The sequence below is a fragment of the Desulfofustis glycolicus DSM 9705 genome (assembly GCF_900130015.1).
Lineage (GTDB): Bacteria > Desulfobacterota > Desulfobulbia > Desulfobulbales > Desulfocapsaceae > Desulfofustis > Desulfofustis glycolicus.
Genome location: NZ_FQXS01000012.1, coordinates 55,376 through 76,224, shown reverse-complemented (window position 1 = coordinate 76,224; position 20,849 = coordinate 55,376). Strand labels below are relative to the sequence as shown.

The 20,849-nt window shown below is 58.1% G+C and carries 16 protein-coding genes; 6 read left to right on the top strand and 10 right to left on the bottom strand.

What is annotated here, in order from left to right; translation table 11 throughout:
- Positions 1-15: 15 nt before the first annotated feature.
- The 5 genes from tgt to guaB all read right to left on the bottom strand — a co-directional run bounded on the left by tgt (position 16) and on the right by guaB (position 6,492).
- Positions 16-1,137 (bottom strand): tRNA guanosine(34) transglycosylase Tgt, encoded by a 1,122-nt coding sequence (gene tgt, locus BUC26_RS11210; protein ID WP_073376136.1) that lies wholly within the window; start codon positions 1,135-1,137, stop codon positions 16-18.
- Between the two features lie 222 nt (positions 1,138-1,359).
- Positions 1,360-2,460, bottom strand: coding sequence for a phosphotransferase enzyme family protein (locus BUC26_RS11205; RefSeq protein ID WP_073376034.1), 1,101 nt, complete (start codon positions 2,458-2,460; stop codon positions 1,360-1,362).
- A gap of 43 nt (positions 2,461-2,503) precedes the next feature.
- A complete protein-coding gene (locus BUC26_RS11200) occupies positions 2,504-3,265 on the bottom strand; it encodes an NYN domain-containing protein (RefSeq protein WP_073376033.1) in 762 nt (253 codons plus the stop codon).
- Position 3,266: 1 nt separating this feature from the next.
- Positions 3,267-4,823, bottom strand: a complete 1,557-nt coding sequence (gene guaA / locus BUC26_RS11195; RefSeq protein WP_073376031.1) for a glutamine-hydrolyzing GMP synthase — start codon at positions 4,821-4,823, stop codon at positions 3,267-3,269.
- 205 nt (positions 4,824-5,028) lie between these two features.
- Positions 5,029-6,492, bottom strand: a complete 1,464-nt coding sequence (guaB, locus tag BUC26_RS11190; protein WP_073376030.1) for an IMP dehydrogenase — start codon at positions 6,490-6,492, stop codon at positions 5,029-5,031.
- A 196-nt stretch (positions 6,493-6,688) separates the two neighbouring features.
- Between guaB and BUC26_RS11185 the strand changes: the two genes are divergently transcribed.
- Positions 6,689-7,300 carry an L-threonylcarbamoyladenylate synthase gene (locus BUC26_RS11185; protein WP_073376028.1) on the top strand — a complete coding sequence of 204 codons (612 nt, stop codon included), beginning with the start codon at positions 6,689-6,691 and terminating at the stop codon, positions 7,298-7,300.
- Here the strand turns inward: BUC26_RS11185 and BUC26_RS11180 are convergent.
- From BUC26_RS11180 to BUC26_RS11160, 5 genes are all read right to left on the bottom strand, one after another.
- Complete coding sequence (locus BUC26_RS11180; RefSeq protein ID WP_244155839.1) at positions 7,284-7,574, bottom strand: HU family DNA-binding protein; 291 nt, start codon at positions 7,572-7,574, stop codon at positions 7,284-7,286. The two genes, BUC26_RS11185 and BUC26_RS11180, sit on opposite strands and share 17 nt — an antisense overlap.
- A gap of 143 nt (positions 7,575-7,717) precedes the next feature.
- Positions 7,718-9,445 (bottom strand): 30S ribosomal protein S1, encoded by a 1,728-nt coding sequence (locus BUC26_RS11175; protein ID WP_073376026.1) that lies wholly within the window; start codon positions 9,443-9,445, stop codon positions 7,718-7,720.
- Between the two features lie 186 nt (positions 9,446-9,631).
- The gene (locus tag BUC26_RS11170) at positions 9,632-11,200 is read right to left on the bottom strand and encodes a DEAD/DEAH box helicase (RefSeq protein WP_073376025.1); all 1,569 of its coding nucleotides are present in this window, start codon (positions 11,198-11,200) and stop codon (positions 9,632-9,634) included.
- A 160-nt stretch (positions 11,201-11,360) separates the two neighbouring features.
- Positions 11,361-12,065: a hypothetical protein gene (locus BUC26_RS11165; RefSeq protein ID WP_073376024.1), complete on the bottom strand. Its 705-nt coding sequence runs from the start codon at positions 12,063-12,065 to the stop codon at positions 11,361-11,363.
- A 210-nt stretch (positions 12,066-12,275) separates the two neighbouring features.
- Positions 12,276-13,451: a type IV pilus twitching motility protein PilT gene (locus BUC26_RS11160; RefSeq protein WP_073376022.1), complete on the bottom strand. Its 1,176-nt coding sequence runs from the start codon at positions 13,449-13,451 to the stop codon at positions 12,276-12,278.
- Positions 13,452-14,003: 552 nt separating this feature from the next.
- Between BUC26_RS11160 and BUC26_RS11155 the strand changes: the two genes are divergently transcribed.
- From BUC26_RS11155 to clpS, 5 genes are all read left to right on the top strand, one after another.
- Positions 14,004-15,785 carry an FAD-dependent oxidoreductase gene (locus BUC26_RS11155; protein WP_073376134.1) on the top strand — a complete coding sequence of 594 codons (1,782 nt, stop codon included), beginning with the start codon at positions 14,004-14,006 and terminating at the stop codon, positions 15,783-15,785.
- Positions 15,782-17,644, top strand: a complete 1,863-nt coding sequence (locus BUC26_RS11150) for a 2-oxoacid:acceptor oxidoreductase subunit alpha (protein ID WP_073376020.1) — start codon at positions 15,782-15,784, stop codon at positions 17,642-17,644. The genes BUC26_RS11155 and BUC26_RS11150 overlap by 4 nt, the downstream gene beginning before the upstream one ends.
- On the top strand, positions 17,641-18,693 hold the full coding sequence (locus tag BUC26_RS11145; protein WP_073376018.1) for a 2-oxoacid:ferredoxin oxidoreductase subunit beta: 1,053 nt from the start codon (positions 17,641-17,643) through the stop codon (positions 18,691-18,693). The genes BUC26_RS11150 and BUC26_RS11145 overlap by 4 nt, the downstream gene beginning before the upstream one ends.
- A gap of 217 nt (positions 18,694-18,910) precedes the next feature.
- Positions 18,911-20,284, top strand: a complete 1,374-nt coding sequence (holA, locus tag BUC26_RS11140) for a DNA polymerase III subunit delta (protein ID WP_073376016.1) — start codon at positions 18,911-18,913, stop codon at positions 20,282-20,284.
- Between the two features lie 235 nt (positions 20,285-20,519).
- Entirely contained in the window at positions 20,520-20,834 is a 315-nt protein-coding gene (gene clpS / locus BUC26_RS11135; protein WP_073376014.1) for an ATP-dependent Clp protease adapter ClpS, read from the top strand.
- The last annotated feature ends 15 nt before the right edge of the window (positions 20,835-20,849 follow it).

Below are 20,849 nucleotides of genomic sequence, written 5' to 3'. Positions count from 1 at the left end.
TGGGCCTAACCATAATCACTCGGCCGCAAGGCCGCTATAAAAATCGTTGCGAAACGACGCCAGACAATCTCCGGCAATCGCCTCCCTGATTTGACGCATCAGGTTGATATAATAATGGATATTATGGATCGTATTGAGCTGATACGAAAGAATTTCCCGACTGACGAAAAGATGACGGAGATAGGCCCGGGAATAGTTGCGGCAGGTGTAGCAATCGCAGGATTCGTCGATCGGCAACTGATCATCCCGATACCGGGAATTTTTCAGTACCACCCGACCGGTCGACGTGAACAGGGTGCCGTTGCGGGCATTTCTCGTCGGCATCACGCAATCGAACATATCAATGCCGCGCCAGACCCCTTCGACCAGATCCTCCGGGGTTCCGACTCCCATCAGGTAGCGCGGGTAATCATCGGGCAAACAGTCCGCAGTTACTTCTGTCATATCGTACATCTGCTCCTTCTCTTCGCCAACGGAGAGGCCGCCGACGGCATAGCCGTCAAAGCCGATGTCTATCATGGTCCGGGCCGATTCGCGGCGCAGATCCGGATACATACCGCCCTGGACGATGCCGAACAGCAAGTGATCATGCTTGGTCCGAGCCTCCCGGCAACGCCAGGCCCACCGACCGGTCAACGCGGTGGCACCACTGGTCTCGGTACGATCAGCCGGATACGGGATACAGGTATCGAGGCACATCATGATATCCGAGCCGAGCGCCTCCTGGACCTCGATCGCATCTTCCGGGCTGAGAAACAACCGGGAACCGTCGAGATGCGAGCGAAATGCGGCGCCCTCCTCGGTAATTCTGGACAATTTCTTCAGACTGAAGATCTGAAATCCGCCCGAATCGGTAAGAATTGCCCGATCCCAGTTCATGAAGCGATGCAGGCCGCCGCATCGTTCGATCAACCGATGCCCCGGCCGCACAAACAGATGGTAGGTATTACCGAGGATGATCTGGGCCCCGATCTCCTGCAAGTTTTCCGGGGTAATCGCCTTAACGGTCGCCTGAGTTCCCACCGGCATGAACACCGGCGTCTGGATGACGCCGTGTCGCGTCGCCAGTTCGGCGGTACGCGCCCGGCACTGGCTCGAACGATGGCCGATTGTCAGTGGTGAAGGGGGGCGCTCCATTGTCTTTTGCATATCCTTTCCTTCTTTTTCCTTAGGGGAGCTTGAAAAATTCGGAATTTCGATCGAGATCGAGGCGCGCAAGAAAATTTTACCGCAGGCATATACATGATATTCCGATGATAAAATTCGATTGCGTAACGATGAGATTGGGCGAAATAACAATTTTTCAAGGTTCCCCTTAGTGAAAGCAGCTGTCGTGCCGGAAGCGTCACCCCGGCCAGCTCAAGGCCAGATATCGGCAACCAGTGCCTCAATACCTGCCTGTTGATGCTCAATCTGTGCCAACAGATCGAATTGGACCCTGGCCCGGTCGAGATTATCTTCCGGCTCTTCAACCTTGAAGTAACGGTCACCGGCCAGGTAATCGGTCAGAAAACGGACCCCGAGTTCAAAGGTGAGCAGGCGTAGCCCTTGAAAAAGCAGCGACCTCTCAGCTGCACTCAGGTCGGCACCGCCGGCACGGTAGCCGGTCAGGACGGCACGGCAAAGATCGAGATGAAACTTCCCCGGTCGCCGATCAGGCGGTCGTTCTCCAGCCGGGTTGCAGACCGAGCGCAAGCAATCGCCGAGATCCCAGAGCACCAGGCCGGGCGAAACGGTATCCAGATCGATCAGGGCGACCGCCCGAAGAGTGCTCCGATCGAACAAAACATTGTCGCATTTCGGGTCGCCATGAATCAGGCGTTGGACCAACTCACCACGCTGGTGTGCCCGAACGAGCGCGTCGGCATCGACCAGCCGCTGCTCCACCTGGAGGCAGCAGTCGCGCGCGGCTCCGCTCGCAGAGCGCCGAGGCTCCGCCAAAGTCTGCTCCAAGCCCCGGCAATAAGCGGGCAGATCGTGAAAGCCGGGCAACGGCGGCCGGAGCACGCCGGAATCGAAATCATCGAGCAACAGATGGAAGCGGCCGAGCATTCGCCCCACCTCAAAGGCCTGGTCCGCTGACGTGACCAAGGGGTAACTGACCGCTCCGGAGACGTACTCGATCACCCGCCATACTGCGCCGTCGTGGTCGATCGCACAACTCTTCCCATCCCGTGCCGGCACAAGACGCGGAAACCGCTCATCGCCCCCGCTCTGCTGCCGGCGGCCGGCAAGATGGGCCGTAACCGCGGCGACGTTTTCCGCAATGCAGACCGGATCGGGAAAGACATCACCATTGATGCGCTGCAGAACGAGCGGGACATGGCCGGAACTGGAGACCAGAAAGGTGTCGTTGATCCTGCCGGCTCCGAGGGGTTCAATCTCTGGAGGCCGGGCAGTTGGCGACAGAAAAGAGGCGCACACGACACGACGGCCACGATCAATGAGAGACGGGGTCATGGCACCAAGCAGCGGGCGGCAGCAGATCGCATCATTCCGGCCGTCACGCCTCCAGCAGGGTGATATCGGTTGCCTCGGTGCGGTTGTTGTTTTCCGGGTTCTGGACGATGGAAAACTCGAAAATATTGGCGGCGTCGAGAAAAACCGCATCGTTTGCCACCGTCGATTTCGAACAATGAAAAAACACCGTCTCCGCTCGCAGTCCACCACCACTCAATTTGTAGTAGCGCAGGAACCCGAACCCGCGATCGGCATTGTAGTTGACCGGCATGCCCCGAAGTCGGCCGGCGCCATCGGGCGGCATCGGCAGCAGACCGGGAACCAGGAAGCCGGAGAGGTAACTGTCGGCCGTTTCCTTGAGTTCACTGCTGACGTTGTTAAAGCCGATCACCTCGACCCGGCAGCCCATGTTCTGCAAGGCGAGCACCAGACGGATAAAATCGCCGTCACCGGTGAGCAGGATGATCCGGTCCAGGTTCCGGGCCTGCAGCAATGCGTCGATGGCCAGATCCATATCGGCATTGGCCTTGGTCGTCAGGATCCCCTCATCATCGACAAAGTGCTTGACGTATTTCTTGATGACCTTGAAACCGCACTGCCGGATGATATTGTGGTAGCGATAGAGTTTCTGGCGATACTCGTCGTCCTCCTTGGTTCGGCTCCGATCTTCGGCCAGGTAGGAATTGGCCCGGAGCAGCACGGAATTGCCGCTGTTGGCCAACTCCACCAGCACGTCATAGCGCATGCCGTAGCCACCGCTGAGCCTGATGTTTTCGGCATCGACATAGATTCCGGTCTTCAGCATGCTATTCCCACTCAATGGTCGACGGCGGCTTCGAGGAGATATCATAAACCACCCGGTTGACGCCGCGGACCTCGTTGATGATCCTGGTGGACATGGTGCCGAGCAGATCGTACGGCAGCCTCGACCAGTCGGCCGTCATCGCATCTCGGGAATCGACGCAGCGAATGGCCACCACGTGCTCGTAGGTCCGTCCGTCACCCATGACCCCGACCGTCTGGATCGGCAGCAGTACCGCAAACGATTGCCAGACCTGCCGATACCAGCCCTGTTTTTTCATCTCATCAAGCACGATGACATCGGCCTGACGCAGGATGTCGAGCCGTTCACGGGTAATCTCGCCCATGATCCGGATACCGAGTCCCGGTCCGGGAAATGGCTGCCGGTAGATGGCTTCTTCTGGCAGACCGAGTTCGAGTCCAAGCAACCGGACCTCGTCCTTGAACAATTCCCGCAACGGTTCGATCAGATCGAGCTTCATAATCTCCGGCAGCCCGCCGACATTGTGATGGGACTTGATCGGCGCCGCACCACGAAAGGATACCGACTCGATCACGTCGGGGTAAAGGGTACCCTGGGCAAGGTAAGAGACATTACCGATCTTGCCGGCCTCCTCCTCGAAGATCTTGATGAATCCGAGGCCGATCTTCTTGCGTTTCAATTCCGGATCGACCACGCCGTGCAATTCGTCGAGGAAGAAGTCGGTGGCATCGACGTCGATCACATTGAGCTTGCTCGTTTCCTTGAAGAACCGCAGAATCGCCTCCGATTCGCCAGAACGCATCAGACCGTTGTTGACATAGATACAGGTCAGCTGGTCGCCGATGGCCCGGTGGACCATCGCCGCCGTGACCGAGGAATCGACCCCGCCGCTCAGCGCACAGATGACCCGGGCCGTGCCCACTTTCTCCCTGAGTGCCGCCACGGTGGTCTCGATGAAGGACTGCATGGTCCAGTCCGGCCGGCAGCCGCAGAAACCGAAAATGAAATTGCGCAACACGTCGTTACCAATCAGGGTGTGTGCCACTTCCGGATGGAATTGTACGGCGACAAAAGGTTTGTCACGATGCCGCAGCGCCGCAAACGGCGAGTGGGCGCTGACTGCGGTGGCCTCGAACCCGTCCGGGACCACCTCGACCCGGTCGCCATGGCTCATCCAGACCTGGTGATGATGGACTCCCTCTCCGGTTTCCAGTCCGGCAAAGAGGCCGTCGGTCCGCAGTACCTGTAATTCGGCCTTGCCAAACTCCCGTTTTTCGGCTCGTTCGACCCGGCCGCCGCACTGCAGGATCATCAACTGGGCGCCATAGCAGATGCCGAGAATCGGGATACCGAGAGCCAGGACCGCCGGGTCGGAGTGGGGGGCATCGTTGTCATAGACCGAACAGGGTCCGCCGGACATGACGATGCCGGCGGGTCGCAGCTCCTTGATCCGCTCGACGGAAATCGAATAAGGGTGAATTTCGCAATAGACCTTCTGCTCCCTGATTCTTCGGGCGATCAACTGGGTCGTCTGTGACCCGAAATCAAGAATCAAGATCATCTCGGTATGGCTGCTCATCTCCGGCGAGACCTCTCTGCTCTGGTGATTAACCGAGCCATTTGCAAAACAATCTTTTCGCCCAAACTCTGCGTTTTGCTCAAAATTTTATCCTCGGAATATCATATATATGCCTGCGGAAAAATTTTTCGCATGCCTTGATTTTGAACGAAAATCTAAGTTTTGCAAAAGGCTCAACCGTTTAATTGCCTGCGGCGGCAGGTCGTCATGCCATCCGATAATTAGGCGCTTCCTTGGTAATAATGACATCATGGACATGGGATTCGCGCAATCCCGCCGACGAGATGCGGACGAAACGGGCCTTGGTCTGCAACTCGGCAATGGTCGCCGCACCGACATAGCCCATGCCCGAGCGCAGACCGCCGAGTAATTGATAGAGCACACTGGCAAGCGGTCCACGATACGGTACTTTACCCTCGATACCTTCCGGGACCAGTTTCGCCGCAGCTTCTACTTCGGCCTGAAAATAGCGGTCCGAGGAACCGCGGGCCATGGCCCCGAGCGAGCCCATCCCCCGATACCCCTTATAGGTGCGCCCCTGGTAGAGAAACGTTTCACCCGGTGTCTCGTCGGTTCCGGCGAACAGGCTGCCGATCATCACCGCCGACGCCCCGGCGCCGATCGCTTTGGCCAGATCGCCGGAGTGCTTGATGCCGCCGTCGGCAATCACCGGGATATCGTGAGCGGCAGCCACCTTGACGCAATGCCTCAGGGCCGTAAACTGCGGAACCCCGACGCCGGCAACGATTCTGGTGGTACAGATCGAACCGGGCCCGACGCCGACTTTGACGGCGCTGGCGCCGGCCTTTATCAGGTCTTCAACCGCCTCGGCAGTGGCGATGTTGCCGGCAACGATCTCAAGATCGGGAAAGGCCCCGCGAATCGCCTGCAGCGTCCGCACCACTCCGCTGGAATGGCCGTGGGCCGAATCAAGGACTACCACGTCGACGCCGGCCTTTATCAGCCTCTCGACATCGGCCTCGCAGTTCGGTCCGACGCCGATGGCGGCCCCGACGATCAGCCGGCCGAACTCGTCCTTGGCCGAGTTGGGATATTTCTTTATTTTTTCCAAATCCTTGATAGTGATTAACCCTTTGAGATTGCCATCGTCATCGACGACCAGCAATTTCTCGATGCGATGCTCATGGAGCAGGGCTTTGGAATGCTCCAGGGTGATACCGGCTTTGGCGGTCACCAGGTTCTTGCTGGTCATCACGTCGGAAACTCTGAGGTCGGCATCGGAGACGAAGCGCAGATCGCGGTTGGTGACGATACCGACCAGCTTGCCTTCATGGAGGACCGGCAGGCCGGAAATCTTGTAGCGGCTCATGATGTCCTGGACCTCGGCCACCGACTGGTCCTGGTGGACGACGATCGGATCGGTAATCATCCCCGATTCCGACTTCTTGACCCGTTCTACCTCCTGCGCCTGACTTTCGATCCCCATATTCTTGTGAATGATACCAAGCCCGCCCTCGCGGGCCATGGTGATCGCCGTCGCTGACTCGGTGACCGTATCCATCGCCGCGCTGATCAGTGGACAGTTAAGCCTGATCTTTCGAGTCAAGCGGGTCGCCAGGGATACTTCGTTGGGCAGTACAGCGGATGCTGCCGGCACGAGCAAAAGATCATCGAAAGTTAGTGCCATTTCATAACTATCTGGTAACATAGGTCACTCCTTTGCCGGCAAATCCTGCCAACCATCTGAAAAGTTAAGAATTATTGCGCAGCGAACAACCGATACTTATATTCTGCCCATGACTGTCACCATCCGGGGTCAGCACCCCGTTCGAGCATCAGTCCATTAGAGATAACGCTCTGAAAATATCCAGAACCCGGGCGACGCTTGCTATCGACACCATATCATGATCATCGAAATCAACCCGCACAACCCGCAGCCCCGCATGATCAAACAAGTCGTCGAATCGATCAGGCATGGGGCCGTTATCTGCTATCCCACCGACACCGGTTATGGCATCGGCTGTGACATCTTCAATCCGAAAGCAATCCGCCGAATCGAATTGCTCAAGCGGAGACCGCACCACAAGCCGTTCTCCTTTATGTGTTCCGATCTGAAAAACATCAGCGAATATGCTCACGTATCAAATACAGCCTATCGCCTGCTGAGGAAAAACCTGCCGGGTCCGTTCACTTTCGTCCTGCCGGGCACGAAACTCGTTCCCAAGGTCATGACCACCCGCCAGAAAACCGTCGGTATCCGGGTTCCGGAGAATGCAATTTGCCGGTCACTCATCGAAGAACTCGGTTCGCCGATCATCACCACCAGCATCCCGGTCAGCGACGATGTGCCGGTGCCCGCCGAGGCCTATGAAATCGAGGAGTTGATCGGCAATCGGGTCGACCTGATCATCGACGGCGGCCCGGTGTACCCGGACCCCTCATCGATCATCGCGCTGACCGGCGACGTTCCGGAAATTCTCAGGGTGGGCAAGGGCGACGTTACTCCCTTCCGCTGATCAGCGCGTCTTTCAGTGACTTACTCATGGTGAAGTGGATGGTCTTCCGCTCACCGATATCCATGATCTTACCGGTTCGTGGATTCTTGGTCTGCCGGGCCTTCCGGCTCCGCGTGGAAAAGCTGCCGAACCCGCGCAACTCCACCCGTCGACCGCCAGTGAGCGCGGTGGCCATGGTATCCAAAATGGTATCGACCGCCACAAGAACATCCTGTTTCTGGATCGAAAGATCACTGCTGATCTGATCGACAATCTCTTTTTTCAACATGTTCATCTATCGTCTCAACTCCTCGCACCTTCATGCCGGAGACAACGGTGAGGCCGCCCCCGGAGCGCATTGACCTATATAAAAAAAGGTTGCTCTGCCGATCGTTACGGCAAAACAACCTTTCCCTTCAAACACGGCCGGCAGAAAGGTTATTCTTCCGACTTGTTGCCCCCTTCCGCTGCGGCCTTCAACAGGTCGCCGAACGTGGCAGGCGCCGCCTCGGCGATTTCCGCCTCGGCCTTCTTGATCTTCTGCACGGCCTCCGCCTCCCCCTCGTCCTCGAGGGTCTTCACCGACAGACCGATCTTGCGATCCTTGGCCGATACGTTGATCACGATAGCCTTGAGGACATCGCCGATCTTATAGAATTCAGCCGGGCTCTTGACCTTGTCTTTGGGAATTTCGGACACGTGAACGAGCCCTTCGATACCCTCTTCCAGCTTAACGAAAACTCCAAAATCGGTGACGTTGGTGATCTCACCCTCGACAACGGTGCCGGACGGATAGTTATTGTACGCGGTCTGCCACGGATCAGGCGTCAACTGCTTGACGCCGAGTGAAAATCGTTCGTTTTCCTTATCGATCTTCAAAACGACCGCCTGGATGGTATCGCCCTTGGCATACTTCTCGGCCGGGTGTTTAATCCGCTCGGTCCAGGACAGATCGGATACATGAATGAGCCCGTCGATCCCTTCCTCGATACCGATGAACACACCAAAATCTGTGATATTCTTGATTTTCCCTTCGATAATCGCGCCGACCGGATAACTCTCGATAACCATATCCCACGGATTGGGCTGCAATTGCTTCATGCCCAGCGAGATCCGTTTGGTCTCCGGTTCGATATTGAGCACCATGACCTCGATCGGATCACCGACAGTCACCATTTTGGAAGGATGCCGCGGTTTCTTTGACCACGTCATCTCGGATACATGAATCAGGCCTTCGACACCTTCTTCGAGTTCAACGAAGACACCGTAATCGGTAATCGACACAACCTTGCCGGCCGCTTTTTCGCCAACCGGATAGCGATCGGTCACCGTCTCCCACGGATCTTCGCGCAACTGCTTGATGCCCAGGGACACCCGATCGTTTGTCCGATCGTATTTGAGGACCTTGACATCGACTTCCTGACCGACCTTGTAAAGTTTGGCCGGATGCGATACACGCCCCCAGCTCAGGTCGGTGATATGGCAGAGACCGTCCATGCCGCCCATATCGATAAACAGGCCGTAATCGGTGATGTTAGTGATCGAGCCGGTGATGATTTGGCCCTCTTCCAGACGGGAACGCATTTCCTCGCGCAGTTTGTTGCGTTCTTCCTCGAGGATTGCCCGCCGGGAAATAACGACGTTATTGCGTTTGCGATTGAATTTGAGGATCTTGAAATCAAACGACTGACCGATCAGTGCATCGAGATCCTTAACCGGTCGCAGGTCGATCTGCGAATAAGGAAGAAAAGCGGGAACACCGATGTCGACGGACATACCGCCCTTGACCCGGCTGTCGATCCGACCCTGAATGGTACCGTCTGCCTCCTGGATCTTGGCGATATCCTCCCAGACTTTGATGGCAATCGCCTTTTCCCGAGACAGGAGCAGGCCTCCTTCGTCCTTGCGGCGTTCGACAAAGACCTCGACCGTGTCGCCGACCTTGAGTTCGCCGACATCGTCGTGGCGGAACTCGGATTTCGGGATGTAGCTCTCCGCCTTGTCTCCGACATCGACGAGGTAGCATTCATCATCTTCGCCGATAATCATTCCCTCGGTAACGTTGCCGACTTCAACAACCGTATTGTTCTCTTCCATCTCGAAGAGCTCGGCAAAACTCAGCTCTTCACTTCCCGCCTGATTTTCCTGGTTAAATTCGTCTGTCATGGGTTCAACTCGCGGTACAGTCGAAACTGTACTGGTTTTCGGGTTAACACTTTGCCTGCCGGGGCAGACGCCTCAAAAAACGAGAAGGGGCTCACCCATGCAACGGTCAGCCCGATCAAGTGAATTTCACTTTATAGCACAAAAACAGCGGAGCGACAAGCCCTTGTTCCGGACACTGAGCACAAATCACCGTTGATTCCCCTCACCCGTCCGGTCGGTCGATTTCCGGCGCGGCTTCCGGCGTCTCTTGGCCGGTCGCTGGCGTGCCGCCGTTCGCGGTGGCACCGGGGTCAGCAGGTCCTCCTCCGGTTCGAGGCAGGGCAGCGGCCGCCCGGTAAATTCCTCGATATCGGGAATGACGAACGAGCCTTTTTCACAAGCAAAGCTGACGGCCACCCCCTTGGCCCCGGCCCGGCCGGTACGACCTATCCGGTGAACATAGTTCTCCGGTTCCTCGGGCAGGGTGTAATTGACGACGTAGATGATGTCATCGACGTGTATCCCCCGACCGGCCACATCCGTTGCCACCATCACCCGGGTACTACCTGAACGGAATGCCTCCAGCCGACTGAGTCGCTTCGGCTGCGGTACGTCGCCGGTAAGCAGCAGACTGTCGATGCCGTGATCGCCGAGGCGATCGGCAAGCCGGGCGGCGTCGCTCTTCATGTTTTCGAATATGAGGATCCGTCCGTTCGGACAGCTCTTGATCAGGTTATACAGCAGTCCAAACTTCTCTTCGGCAGTGGTCAGATAGACCCGTTGAGCGATCTTGTCCACGGACACGCTTTGTTCTCCGGCCTCATGGGAGACCGGGTTGCGGCACCAGCGGTCGGCCAGGCGCCTGACGTCATCGGAAATGGTCGCGGAAAACAGCATGGTCTGCCGCTTGTCCCGATCCGGCAATTGCGACAGGATACGCCTGACGTCGGGCAGGAACCCCATGTCGAGCATCCGGTCTGCTTCATCGATGACCAGCGTCGTACAGCGGTCGAAAACCAATACCCGGCGTCGCAGGAAATCGAGTAATCGTCCCGGGGTGGCAACAACCATGTCCGTGCGTCGGGAGCGCAATTCCTCTTCCTGGGCCCTGAGATTCGAGCCGCCGTAAACGGCGGCGAGTTGTAGCGGTGCGTGGGCGCCGAGGGCCTGGCCTTCTTTAACGATCTGGATCACCAGCTCTCTCGTCGGGGCGATGACCAGGGCCCGGGGGTGCCCCGGCGGTGGCAGCCGCTGCTGATCCTGAAGCAGACGACAGAATACCCCGATCAGGAAGACCGCCGTTTTACCGGTGCCGGTCTGGGCCCTGGCGATCAGATCCCTGCCGGTCAGTACAGTTGGCAGGCCCTGCTGTTGGATCGGGGTGCAATAGCGAAAATTCTGTTCGGCAATGCCGCGCATGACCCGCTGGTCAATGGCAAAATCGTGAAACCGGCTCTTACCGGGCAGCGGATCGACGACAAAATCATCGATACTCCACTCCGGCTCTGACGTCTCCTGTCCGCGGCGCCGCTTCCGGCCTGTGGCCCCAGCCGGTTCGGCCGGCCGCGGCGCAGGATCGATTGCCTCTTCCCGCCCGGCCGCGGCGGGTGACACCTCCGGCGACGGAGCTGCCTCCGGAGCGATCGGGGCCGGGCTCTTTTCTTGCTTTTTCCCGCCGGAACGCGAGAGGCGGTGATAGACGGTCGTCGAGGAGTTGGCCAGGCGATTGAGCCGTTTCGCCGCAGAGCCGAGCAGACGATGGACGCGTTTCAGCATGCCGGACGGTTCCCGTTCCGTCTCATCGGCCGGCGGTCAAGGCGGTACGCATAGTTTATTGCTTCAGGAGCGAGCCGCAGCACCGTCCGGGCGGACGGGAAGCCGATCTCACATCGTTTACTGCTGATTGCATCAAATGATTGGTAGCCCAGCATGATCGTTATTTTCTCTGTACCTTCAGTTCTTCCATATACGGCCCGAACAACTCTTCATAGTCGGGTATGGATTTGCGGAGAATGACCCCAAAATAGGGGGTGTCCTTCTCGTTGACCACCAGGTTGGCCGATTCCGCCAAGGCCTGGATGTTGTAGAACGTCTTGAACTCGGAACCGATGAGCACATAAAAAATGTATCGACGACGGGCCATGTTCATCGCACACATGAAGCGGTGAAACTCGTTATCGGCCAGGCGGTCCCCGGTGAAGCCCGAATGCAGGACGATACTCGAATAGTTGAAAAATTGCATCCGCTCAAGTGCATGGTTCGTATCCATCGCCGTTTCCGCCCGGTAGCCGAGTCCGGTCAAGGCCTTGACCACCTGCTCGCGACCGGGGCCCTCCGGCATCAGAACCATCGACTGCGGGATATCTGAGACGATCTCGTCTTCCTCGAAGATACCGTCTTCGAGCCAAGACGTATCGGGCGGCTCCGGCGGTTTGATCCGTTTGGCGACGAACGGCTGTGCCGTCTGCTGCCCGGACGATGAAGCTGCCTTGCCGAGCAATTCCCTGCCGAGCACTATCTGTTCCCCGCATTGCAGGCATTTCATGCGCAAACTGGAACCGGGCTGCAGGCTCTTCAAGCTCGTTTCCAGTTTGGCATTTGTTTTGTGCGCTTTGCCGCAGGCTGTGCAAACAATCTTCATGGCGCTCACCTGGTCACTGGTTTATGGAAATCTTGAAAAATTGTCACTCCACCCAATCTCATCGTTGCGCAATCAAATTTTATCCTCGGAATATCATCGATGCCTGCGGTAAAATTTTCTCGCGCGCCTCGATCTTGAGCGAAATTGCGATTTTTTCAAGCTCCACTGATGTCGTTGGCGCCGGCCACCGCACATCGATACGCGGGCCGGTCAAAAGCCGAATTTTTTCTCCTCTTCCTGCTCTTCCATGGCCAGCCCGGTCAGACTCGACGTCGCCTCGCCGCGGGTCGCCTTGATCCGGTCGATACCGCGATAGATCTCGTTGCGATACGAGCAATAGGTAATCGCCGTTTCCTCGGTGACCAGCCCGTCGGCGAACAATTCGAGGATATGCTGGTCAAACGTGCGCATCTGCAGCGCCGAGCCGGATTTAATGACGTTGTAATAGGTCTTTTCTTCGCTTTCGCCGTTGAGAATCAGGTCCTTGACCCGCAGACTGGTGCAGAGAATCTCCATGGCCGCAATCCGCCCGCCGCCGATGCGCGGCAGCAGTCGCTGACTGACGACCCAGCGGATGGTATCGGCGAGACGGTTCCGGATCTGCGGCTGCTCCTCCTGCTCGAACATACCGAGCGCACGGTTGATCGCCTGGCCGGCATCGATGGTATGCAGTGTCGACAGGACGAGATGTCCGGTCTCAGCAGCGGTCAGGCCGATCTCCATGGTTTCCCGATCGCGCATCTCGCCAACAAGAATGACTTTTGGCGCCTGCCGCAAAGCTGCCCGCATACCCATCGCAAAGTTACTGAAATCGTTACCGAGTTCCCGTTGATTGAAGGTTGCCTTCCGATGCTCGTGGACATATTCGATGGGATCTTCCAAGGTCACTATGTGGACCGATCGCTCTTCGTTGATCCTGTTGAGCAGCGCAGCCAACGATGTTGTTTTACCGGTCCCGGTGGCGCCGGTAAAAATGATCAGCCCGTTGAGTTCCCGGGCCATTTTGGCAAAAGCCGGCGGGAAATTCATACCTTCGATGCTCGGCACTTTGGTCTCGAGCCTCCTGAGCACTGTCGTGATATAGCCTTTCTGGGTAAAAATGTTCACCCTGAAACGGGCAGTGTCGCTGAGTGCATAGGAAAGGTCACAAGAGCCGTTGGTCACCAGATCGGCAAGCAAACGCTTGTTCTTGCCGATCAGGTTCAGCGCAAACACCTCAGTCTGAAACGGGGTCAACTCTTTAATCGGCGGCTCTACCTCGACCGGAACAAGCACACCGGCCGACTCGACCTGCAGGGTTTTACCGACGGTGATATTGAGGTCTGAAACATTGGGGTGGGCCTCCAACAAGGCGGTGATCCAATAATCGATCTCAGTCTTCTTCATGACAATCTCCTGGAAATAGATCCGCAACCATCAGGTATCGTTGTATACTGCTACAAATTGCAGAAAAAGTACAATCATTTTCACCCGATCCTCCCCTGCCGGAGCGGACCTGCGGTACTCCGGCAACCGGTAGCGGCGCGCATGCCTGCCGCACCTGTTCCGGATTGTCGCATATCATGCGGAAAACTGTTGCCTTCTCAGGAGCAATCGTTACCTTATGGTCGGTCGATAATGATTATCAACGGGTATCGTCGGCAGCGGTAATAGCCGAGCCGTTTTACCGCGCTTGGCTTTTATCCCGCTTCTTGCTACTATCTATTGTTATCCATGAGAGCCATTTGCAAAACAATCTTTTCGCCCAAACTCTGCGTTATGCTCAAAATTTTATCCTCGGAATATCATGTATATGCCTGCGGTAAAATTTTTCGCATGCCTTGATTTTGAACGAAAATCCAAGTTTTGCAAAAGGCTCATGACCGTGACGATACCGTTTTTGAACCGACCGGCCGGCGCCCCAGGCCGATCATCGCCACCAACCGCGAGCAGCTCACCGTGAAGCCGACGAATATCAAGAACCCCGAGTATTTCCACAAAGTAATCGACTGCCAATTCGCCTGTCCCGCACATACGGCGGTACCCGAATATATTCGCCTGATCCTCCACGAGCAGTATACCGACGCCTACCTGCTCAACTGGCACTCCAATGTCTTCCCCGGTATTCTCGGCCGGGTCTGCGACCGTCCCTGTGAGCCGGCCTGCCGGCGCGGACGCGTCGAGGAGGACCCGGTGGCCATCTGTCGTCTGAAACGGGTGGCGGCCGATCATCGCGATGACGTCCTGCCGCTGCTCCCGCCGGTCCCCCGGGGAAAAAACGGTAAACGCGTGGCCCTGGTCGGTGCCGGCCCGGCCTCATTGACGGTGGCCCGCGATCTCGCCCTGCTCGGCTATGAACTCGATCTCTACGACGATCAGTCCAAGGCCGGCGGCTTCATCCGCAGCCAGATCCCCTCGTTTCGCCTGCCCGAAGAAGTGATCGACACGGAAATGGGCTATATCCTCGACCGGGGCGGCATCACCACCCGTTTCAACACCTACGTCGCCGACCTGCAGGATCTCATCGAGCAGGGCTACGACGCTATCTTCGTCGGTACCGGCGCCCCTCGCGGCCGGGATCTGCCCGACCTACCCGGCCGCAGCGAGGCTGATAAGTTCGTGCACATCGGTATCGACTGGCTGGCCGGTGTCGTCTTTCGTCATGTCGAATCCATTTCCCGGCGGGTGCTGGTACTCGGCGGCGGCAATACCGCCATGGACTGCTGCCGCACCGCCCGACGACTCGGTGGAGAGGACGTCACGGTGGTGGTGCGCAGCCCGCAATCGGAAATGAAAGCTTCCGAGTGGGAGATCGAGGACGCCATGGCCGAGGATATACCGATCATCGACAATCATGTCCCGCTCGAATTCGTGGTCGACGACGGCATCCTGGTCGGCATGCGTTTTGACCGGGTCGAACCCCAATACGACAAAAACGGACGGCGTCGGCTCGTCTCCACCGGGGAAGAACCGGTGTTTTTGCCCTGCGACGAGGTTCTGCTGGCCATCGGCCAGCAAAACGCCTTCCCGTTCATCGCCCCGGACAGCGCCATTGAGTTCAACGACAAAGGACTGCCGGTGCTCGACCCGAACACACTGCAATCGAGCGTTCCTTCGGTTTTTTTCGGCGGCGATGCGGCGTTCGGGCCGGGCAATATTATCATCGCCGTCGAGCACGGTCACCAGGCGGCGATCTCCATCGACCTGTTCTGCCGTGGCGAAGACCTGCATCGGCGACCGGCGCCGGCTGTCTCTCTGGCCGATCAGAAGCTCGGTTTCCATGACTGGATCTATGACAGCCAGGTCATCGAAGACGGTCGTCAGGTGGTGCCCACCGTCGACAAGGCCAAGTCGCTGCACGACCGGCTCATCGAGGTGGAACTCGGCTTTCCTTCGACTGTCGGCAAGACAGAGGCGAAACGCTGCCTCAATTGCGACGTGCAGACCGTTTTTGACTATTCCCTCTGTATCGAATGCGATGCCTGCGTGGACATCTGCCCGACGACCTGCATCAATTTCACCGACAACGGCGAAGAGGACGAGCTGCGAGAGCGGCTCCTGGTGCCGGCCCGCAACAAAACCCAAGATCTCTACGTTTCGGAAACCCTGCCGACCGGCAGGGTCATGGTCAAGGACGAGGATGTCTGCCTGCACTGCGGGATGTGCGCCGAACGCTGCCCGACCGCGGCCTGGACAATGGTCAAATTCGTCTATCAATCCGCACTCGCCGGAGACTCATGAAGAAAATCTCCCGTATCAACGATTTCGTCATCCGCTTCGCCAACGTCAACGGCTCCGGATCGGCCAGCGCCAACAATCTCTTTGCCAAGGTCGTCTATCGGCTCGGCGTGCCGGTCAGCCCGAAAAACGTCTTTCCTTCGAACATCCAGGGATTGCCCACCTGGTACGAGGTGCGCGTCAATCAACGGGGCTATCTCGGGCGCCGGGGCGGCGCCGATTTTGTCGTAGCGGTCAACGGCCAGACCATGGAGGAAGATTACCGGATGGTCGAGCCGGGCGGCTATTTCCTCTACGATTCAACCAGACCGCTACCCGACAGTTTCCGACGCGACGACCTGACGATCATCGACATCCCACTGACCCGGCTGTGCAACGAAGCCTTCAGCGACAACCGGGTCCGTCAGTTGATGAAGAACATCATCTATATCGGCGCGCTCGCCCACCTGCTCGATATCGGCCTCGAACCGGTCGTCGAGGCGGTGCAGCGACAATTCGCGAAAAAACCGAAACTGGCTGAACCAAACGTTACCGCCATCGAGATCGGGTTCCAGTATGCCCGTGAGCATCACCGCAATAGCTGCGCACTGTCCATCCGGCCCTCGGCTGTGGTCGGAGACCGAGTCCTGCTCGACGGCAACAGCGCCACGGCACTCGGCGCGCTTTACGCCGGGGCGACGGTTGCCGGCTGGTACCCGATCACCCCGTCGACGTCGGTGATCGAAGCCTTTGAGCGGTTCGCCGGCCGCTACCGAATCGATCCCGATACCGGTCAGCGGCGCTATGCGGTGGTCCAGGCGGAAGACGAGCTGGCGGCGATCGGTATCGCCATCGGCGGCGGCTGGAACGGCGCCCGTTCTTTTACCGCCACGTCGGGCCCCGGCATCTCGCTGATGGCGGAATTTCTCGGCCTGGCCTACTTTGCCGAAATCCCGGTGGTGCTGATCGATGTCCAGCGCAGTGGCCCGAGCACCGGTATGCCCACCCGGACGCAGCAGTCTGACCTGCTGGCGTGTGCTTACGCCTCCCACGGCGATACCCGCAACGTATTGCTGGTGCCCGCCGACCCTAACGAATGTTTTACGATGACCGCCGATGCCTTCGATCTGGCCGATCGGTTGCAGACCCCGGTCATCGTCATGAGCGACCTGGATCTCGGCATGAACGATCATCTCAGCGCACCGCTCAGCTGGCCGGACGAGCGGCGCTATGACCGCGGCAAGGTGCTTGGCGCCGACGAGCTCGATCGGCTGGAAAAGAAATGGGGGCGTTATCTCGACATCGACCGTGACGGCATCTGCTACCGCACACTGCCCGGCACTCACCCTGAAAAAGGTGCCTATGTCACCCGCGGCACCTCGCACACCGAATACGCCGCCTACACCGAGGAGAGCGCCGCTTATGAGCGGGGCATGAAACGGTTGCTCAACAAGTGGGAAACGGCCCGCTGCCTGGTGCCGCTGCCGGAATGCACCATTCGCAACGACCGGGGGGACTGCGCCGTGATCTATTACGGCTCGACGACAGCGGCCGCCCTCGAAGCCCTTGATCGCCTGAAGGAAAGCGACATCATCCTGAACAGCATGCGCATCAAGGCCTTTCCCTTCCAAAAGGAGGTCTTTGAGTTCATCGACCGCCACGATACGGTCTTCATCATCGAACAGAACCGCGACGCCCAGATGCGCATCCTGCTCGCCGGCGAATGCCAGTTAGCACCGGGCAAACTGAAGCCGGTAATCAATTTCAACGGTCTGCCGATTACCGCCCGGATGATCACCAACCAGATCCACTCCGCCCTGCTTGGCACCAGACAGGCCATCCCTGCCAGCAATCGGGCGGCAGCCCCGGAGGGACTGTCATGAGCTACACACGTCCAACCTTCCGTCACCCCGAGGCCCACAAGAATCAGCTCGGCTACACGCGCACGGCCTACGAAGGGTCGATCTCGACCCTGTGCGCCGGCTGCGGCCACGACTCCATCGTCAACAGCATCATTACCGCATTTTTCGAAATGTCGATCGAGCCCCACCGAATCGTCAAACTGTCCGGCATCGGCTGTTCATCGAAAACACCGGCCTATTTCCTGAACCGCTCACACGGATTCAACTCGGTACACGGCCGGATGCCGTCGGTGGCCACCGGAGCCAACATGGCAAACCGTGAGTTGATCTACCTGGGTGTCTCCGGGGACGGTGATACCGCTTCCATCGGCATGGGCCAATTTACCCACGTCGTCCGCCGCAACCTGGACATGGTCTACATCGTCATGAACAACGGCTGCTACGGCCTGACCAAAGGGCAGGATTCGGCGACTGCCGACAAGGGCTCGAAAAGCCGGAAAGGCGCCCCGGTGGCACTGGAATCCATCGATCTCTGCGAGCTGGCCCTCGGTCTCGGAGCCGGCTTTGTTGCCCGTGGCTTCTCCGGGGACAAGAAACAACTGGTACCGATGCTCAAGGCAGCGATCGCCCATAAAGGGCTGGCGTTCGTCGACGTCGTCTCCCCCTGCGTCACCTTCAACAATGCGCCGACATCGACGAAGAGCTATTCCTGGGTCCGGGAGCACATGGAAATCACCAACACCTTCGACTTCATCCCGCTCCGCCAGGAAATCACCACCGACTACCCGCACGGTTCGAGTATCCCGGTGACCCTGCACGACGGCTCGATGATCAGCCTCTACAAGCGGGAAGACAAGGAAATCATTACCAACAGGCAAGAGGCGATCAATGCGCTCGAGCAGGCCAGGAGCGCATCCCAGGTACTAACCGGTATTCTGTTCCTCAATCCCGACAGCAGCGACTTTCACGATATCAACAACACGATCACAACACCGCTCAACCGGCTTGGAGAGAAAGAGCTCTGCCCCGGCAACGATATCCTGCAAGCCTTCAACGATAGCCTCCGCTGACCCCGTACAGCCGGAGTTGCACGCTCCGGCTGCAGGTCCGTTCTTCGCTGTTGAATTATCGTCAGGACACGGCTACCATACGTGCAGTCGTGCACGGTGCGGCCGGAATACGCGCCGGACAGACCGGTGCATCACTGACCGGCCGCAGGTTCCCGCCTCCGAGCCACCGGGCTGTTCGGCACGATATGGCGTCCACCCGCACCCGAAAGGTGAATTGATGGCAGTGCATAAACGAAGTGACCTCGGCACCATCCTCGACGAGATCACTCGCGGTGCCCCGAAACAGATCTATCTCTGCTGCGGCGAACGATACCTCTGCCGGCAAGCGGCCGCCTCCATCGAGCAGGCCTTCCTCGAGCACGGCGGCGGTACCAGCCACGCCATCGACGGCGCGGCGGAAGACCCGGCCCGGATCCTCTCCCGTCTGCAGAGTCTGAGTTTACTGCCGGGCTGGCAAGTCTACCGGGTCAGCGACAGCCGGCTCTTTCTTTCCCGGGCCGTCGGCCCGGAGCTCTGGGATAAGGCCCATAAAGCCCACCAGGACAACAAGACGGAGAGCAGTGCCCGTTATCTGGCGCAACTGCTCGCCCTGGCCGCGTTGACCGACGAACAGCCGGGCATCTTCACGGCGCTGTCCGAGCAGCAATGGCAGACCGCTTTCGGCTTTTCGCGACCGGCCGACAATCCGGCCTGGGCTGATGAAATTCTCGCCCGACACCGTCCGCCGGCCCCGGCCGGAGGCGGTGATGCCACCGAGCGGCTGATCACGGCCATCGAAAACGGTCTGCCCGGTCGCAATATCCTGCTGCTGCTCGCGGAAACCGTAGACAAACGCAAGCGGCTTTATAACGCCATCAAGAAACATGGTCAGGTGGTCGACTGCAGCATCGCCGAAGGTGCTTCGCGGGCGGCTCAGGATCAGCAGAAAGGCATCGTCAGAGAGTTGGCCGCGGCCACGCTGAAAGAATTGGGCAAGACTATCGAACCGCAGGTTCTCGAACAACTCTTCGAGCGCATCGGCTGTCATCCCGTTGCGGTAGTCAGGGAGGTGGAGAAGCTGGCGCTCTATGCCGACGAACGCACCCAGATCACCGGCGCCGATCTGGACCTGCTGATCGGCCGTACCAGGGAAGAAGCGGTATTCGAATTAAGCGAGGCGGTGGCCGCCCGCAACACGTCACAGGCGTTGATTATCCTGCACCAGCTGCTGCGTGACGGCATTCACGCGCTGGCCATCATTGCCACCCTGCGTAACTTTTTGCGCCGCCTGCTCATTTTCAAATCCCTGCAACTCCTGCCGCAACCGGCCTGGAGCCGCTCGATGAGCAGCTCCCAGTTTCAAAGCAGCTACCTGCCGGCCCTCAAGGATGGTGGCCGGTGGCCGGAACTGCTCACCGGGCACCCATACGCTCTGTTCATGAGCTTCAGCAAGGCCGCAGACTGGTCGCTACCGACCCTGAAGCACGGGCTGACCCGTCTGCTGGAAGCGGAGTTCAGACTCAAGGGGACGCCGCTGCCGGCGCATATCATCCTTGAGGAGATGCTCGTCACAATAACGGCAGCGGCCACGCCGCGTCCGCCGACGAGATGATCTGTTGAAAAGCGTTTGATCGGGATTATTGTTAGTTCAGACATTAAAGGAGCTTGAAAAATTCGGAATTTCGTTCAAGATCGAGGCGCGCAAGATAATTTTACCGCAGGCATATAAAAGATATTCCGAGGATAAAATTTGATTGCGCAACGATGAGATTGGGCGAAATGACATTTTTTCAAGGTTCCCATTACAGAGTCGTAACCGGAAGAATCGAGACGAGACGAAAAACGAGATGGGAGACAGGAAAGGGGAACTGCACGGGTCGACACTGACCGAAGACAACGTTGAAACCAAGGAGCCGCCGTTTTACAAAGTGCTCCTGCACAATGACGATTACACGACCATGGAATTCGTGGTTTCGATTCTGGAGAACATCTTCCAGAAATCGAAGCAGGAAGCGACCCGGATCATGCTCAACGTCCACACCGAAGGCGTCGGCGTGGCCGGCGTCTACACCCGGGAGATCTGCGAGACCAAGATTGCCATCGTCCATGAACTGGCCAAGAAAAACGAATTTCCACTGCGTTGCAGCATGGAAAAAGATTAGCCGTACACCTCCACG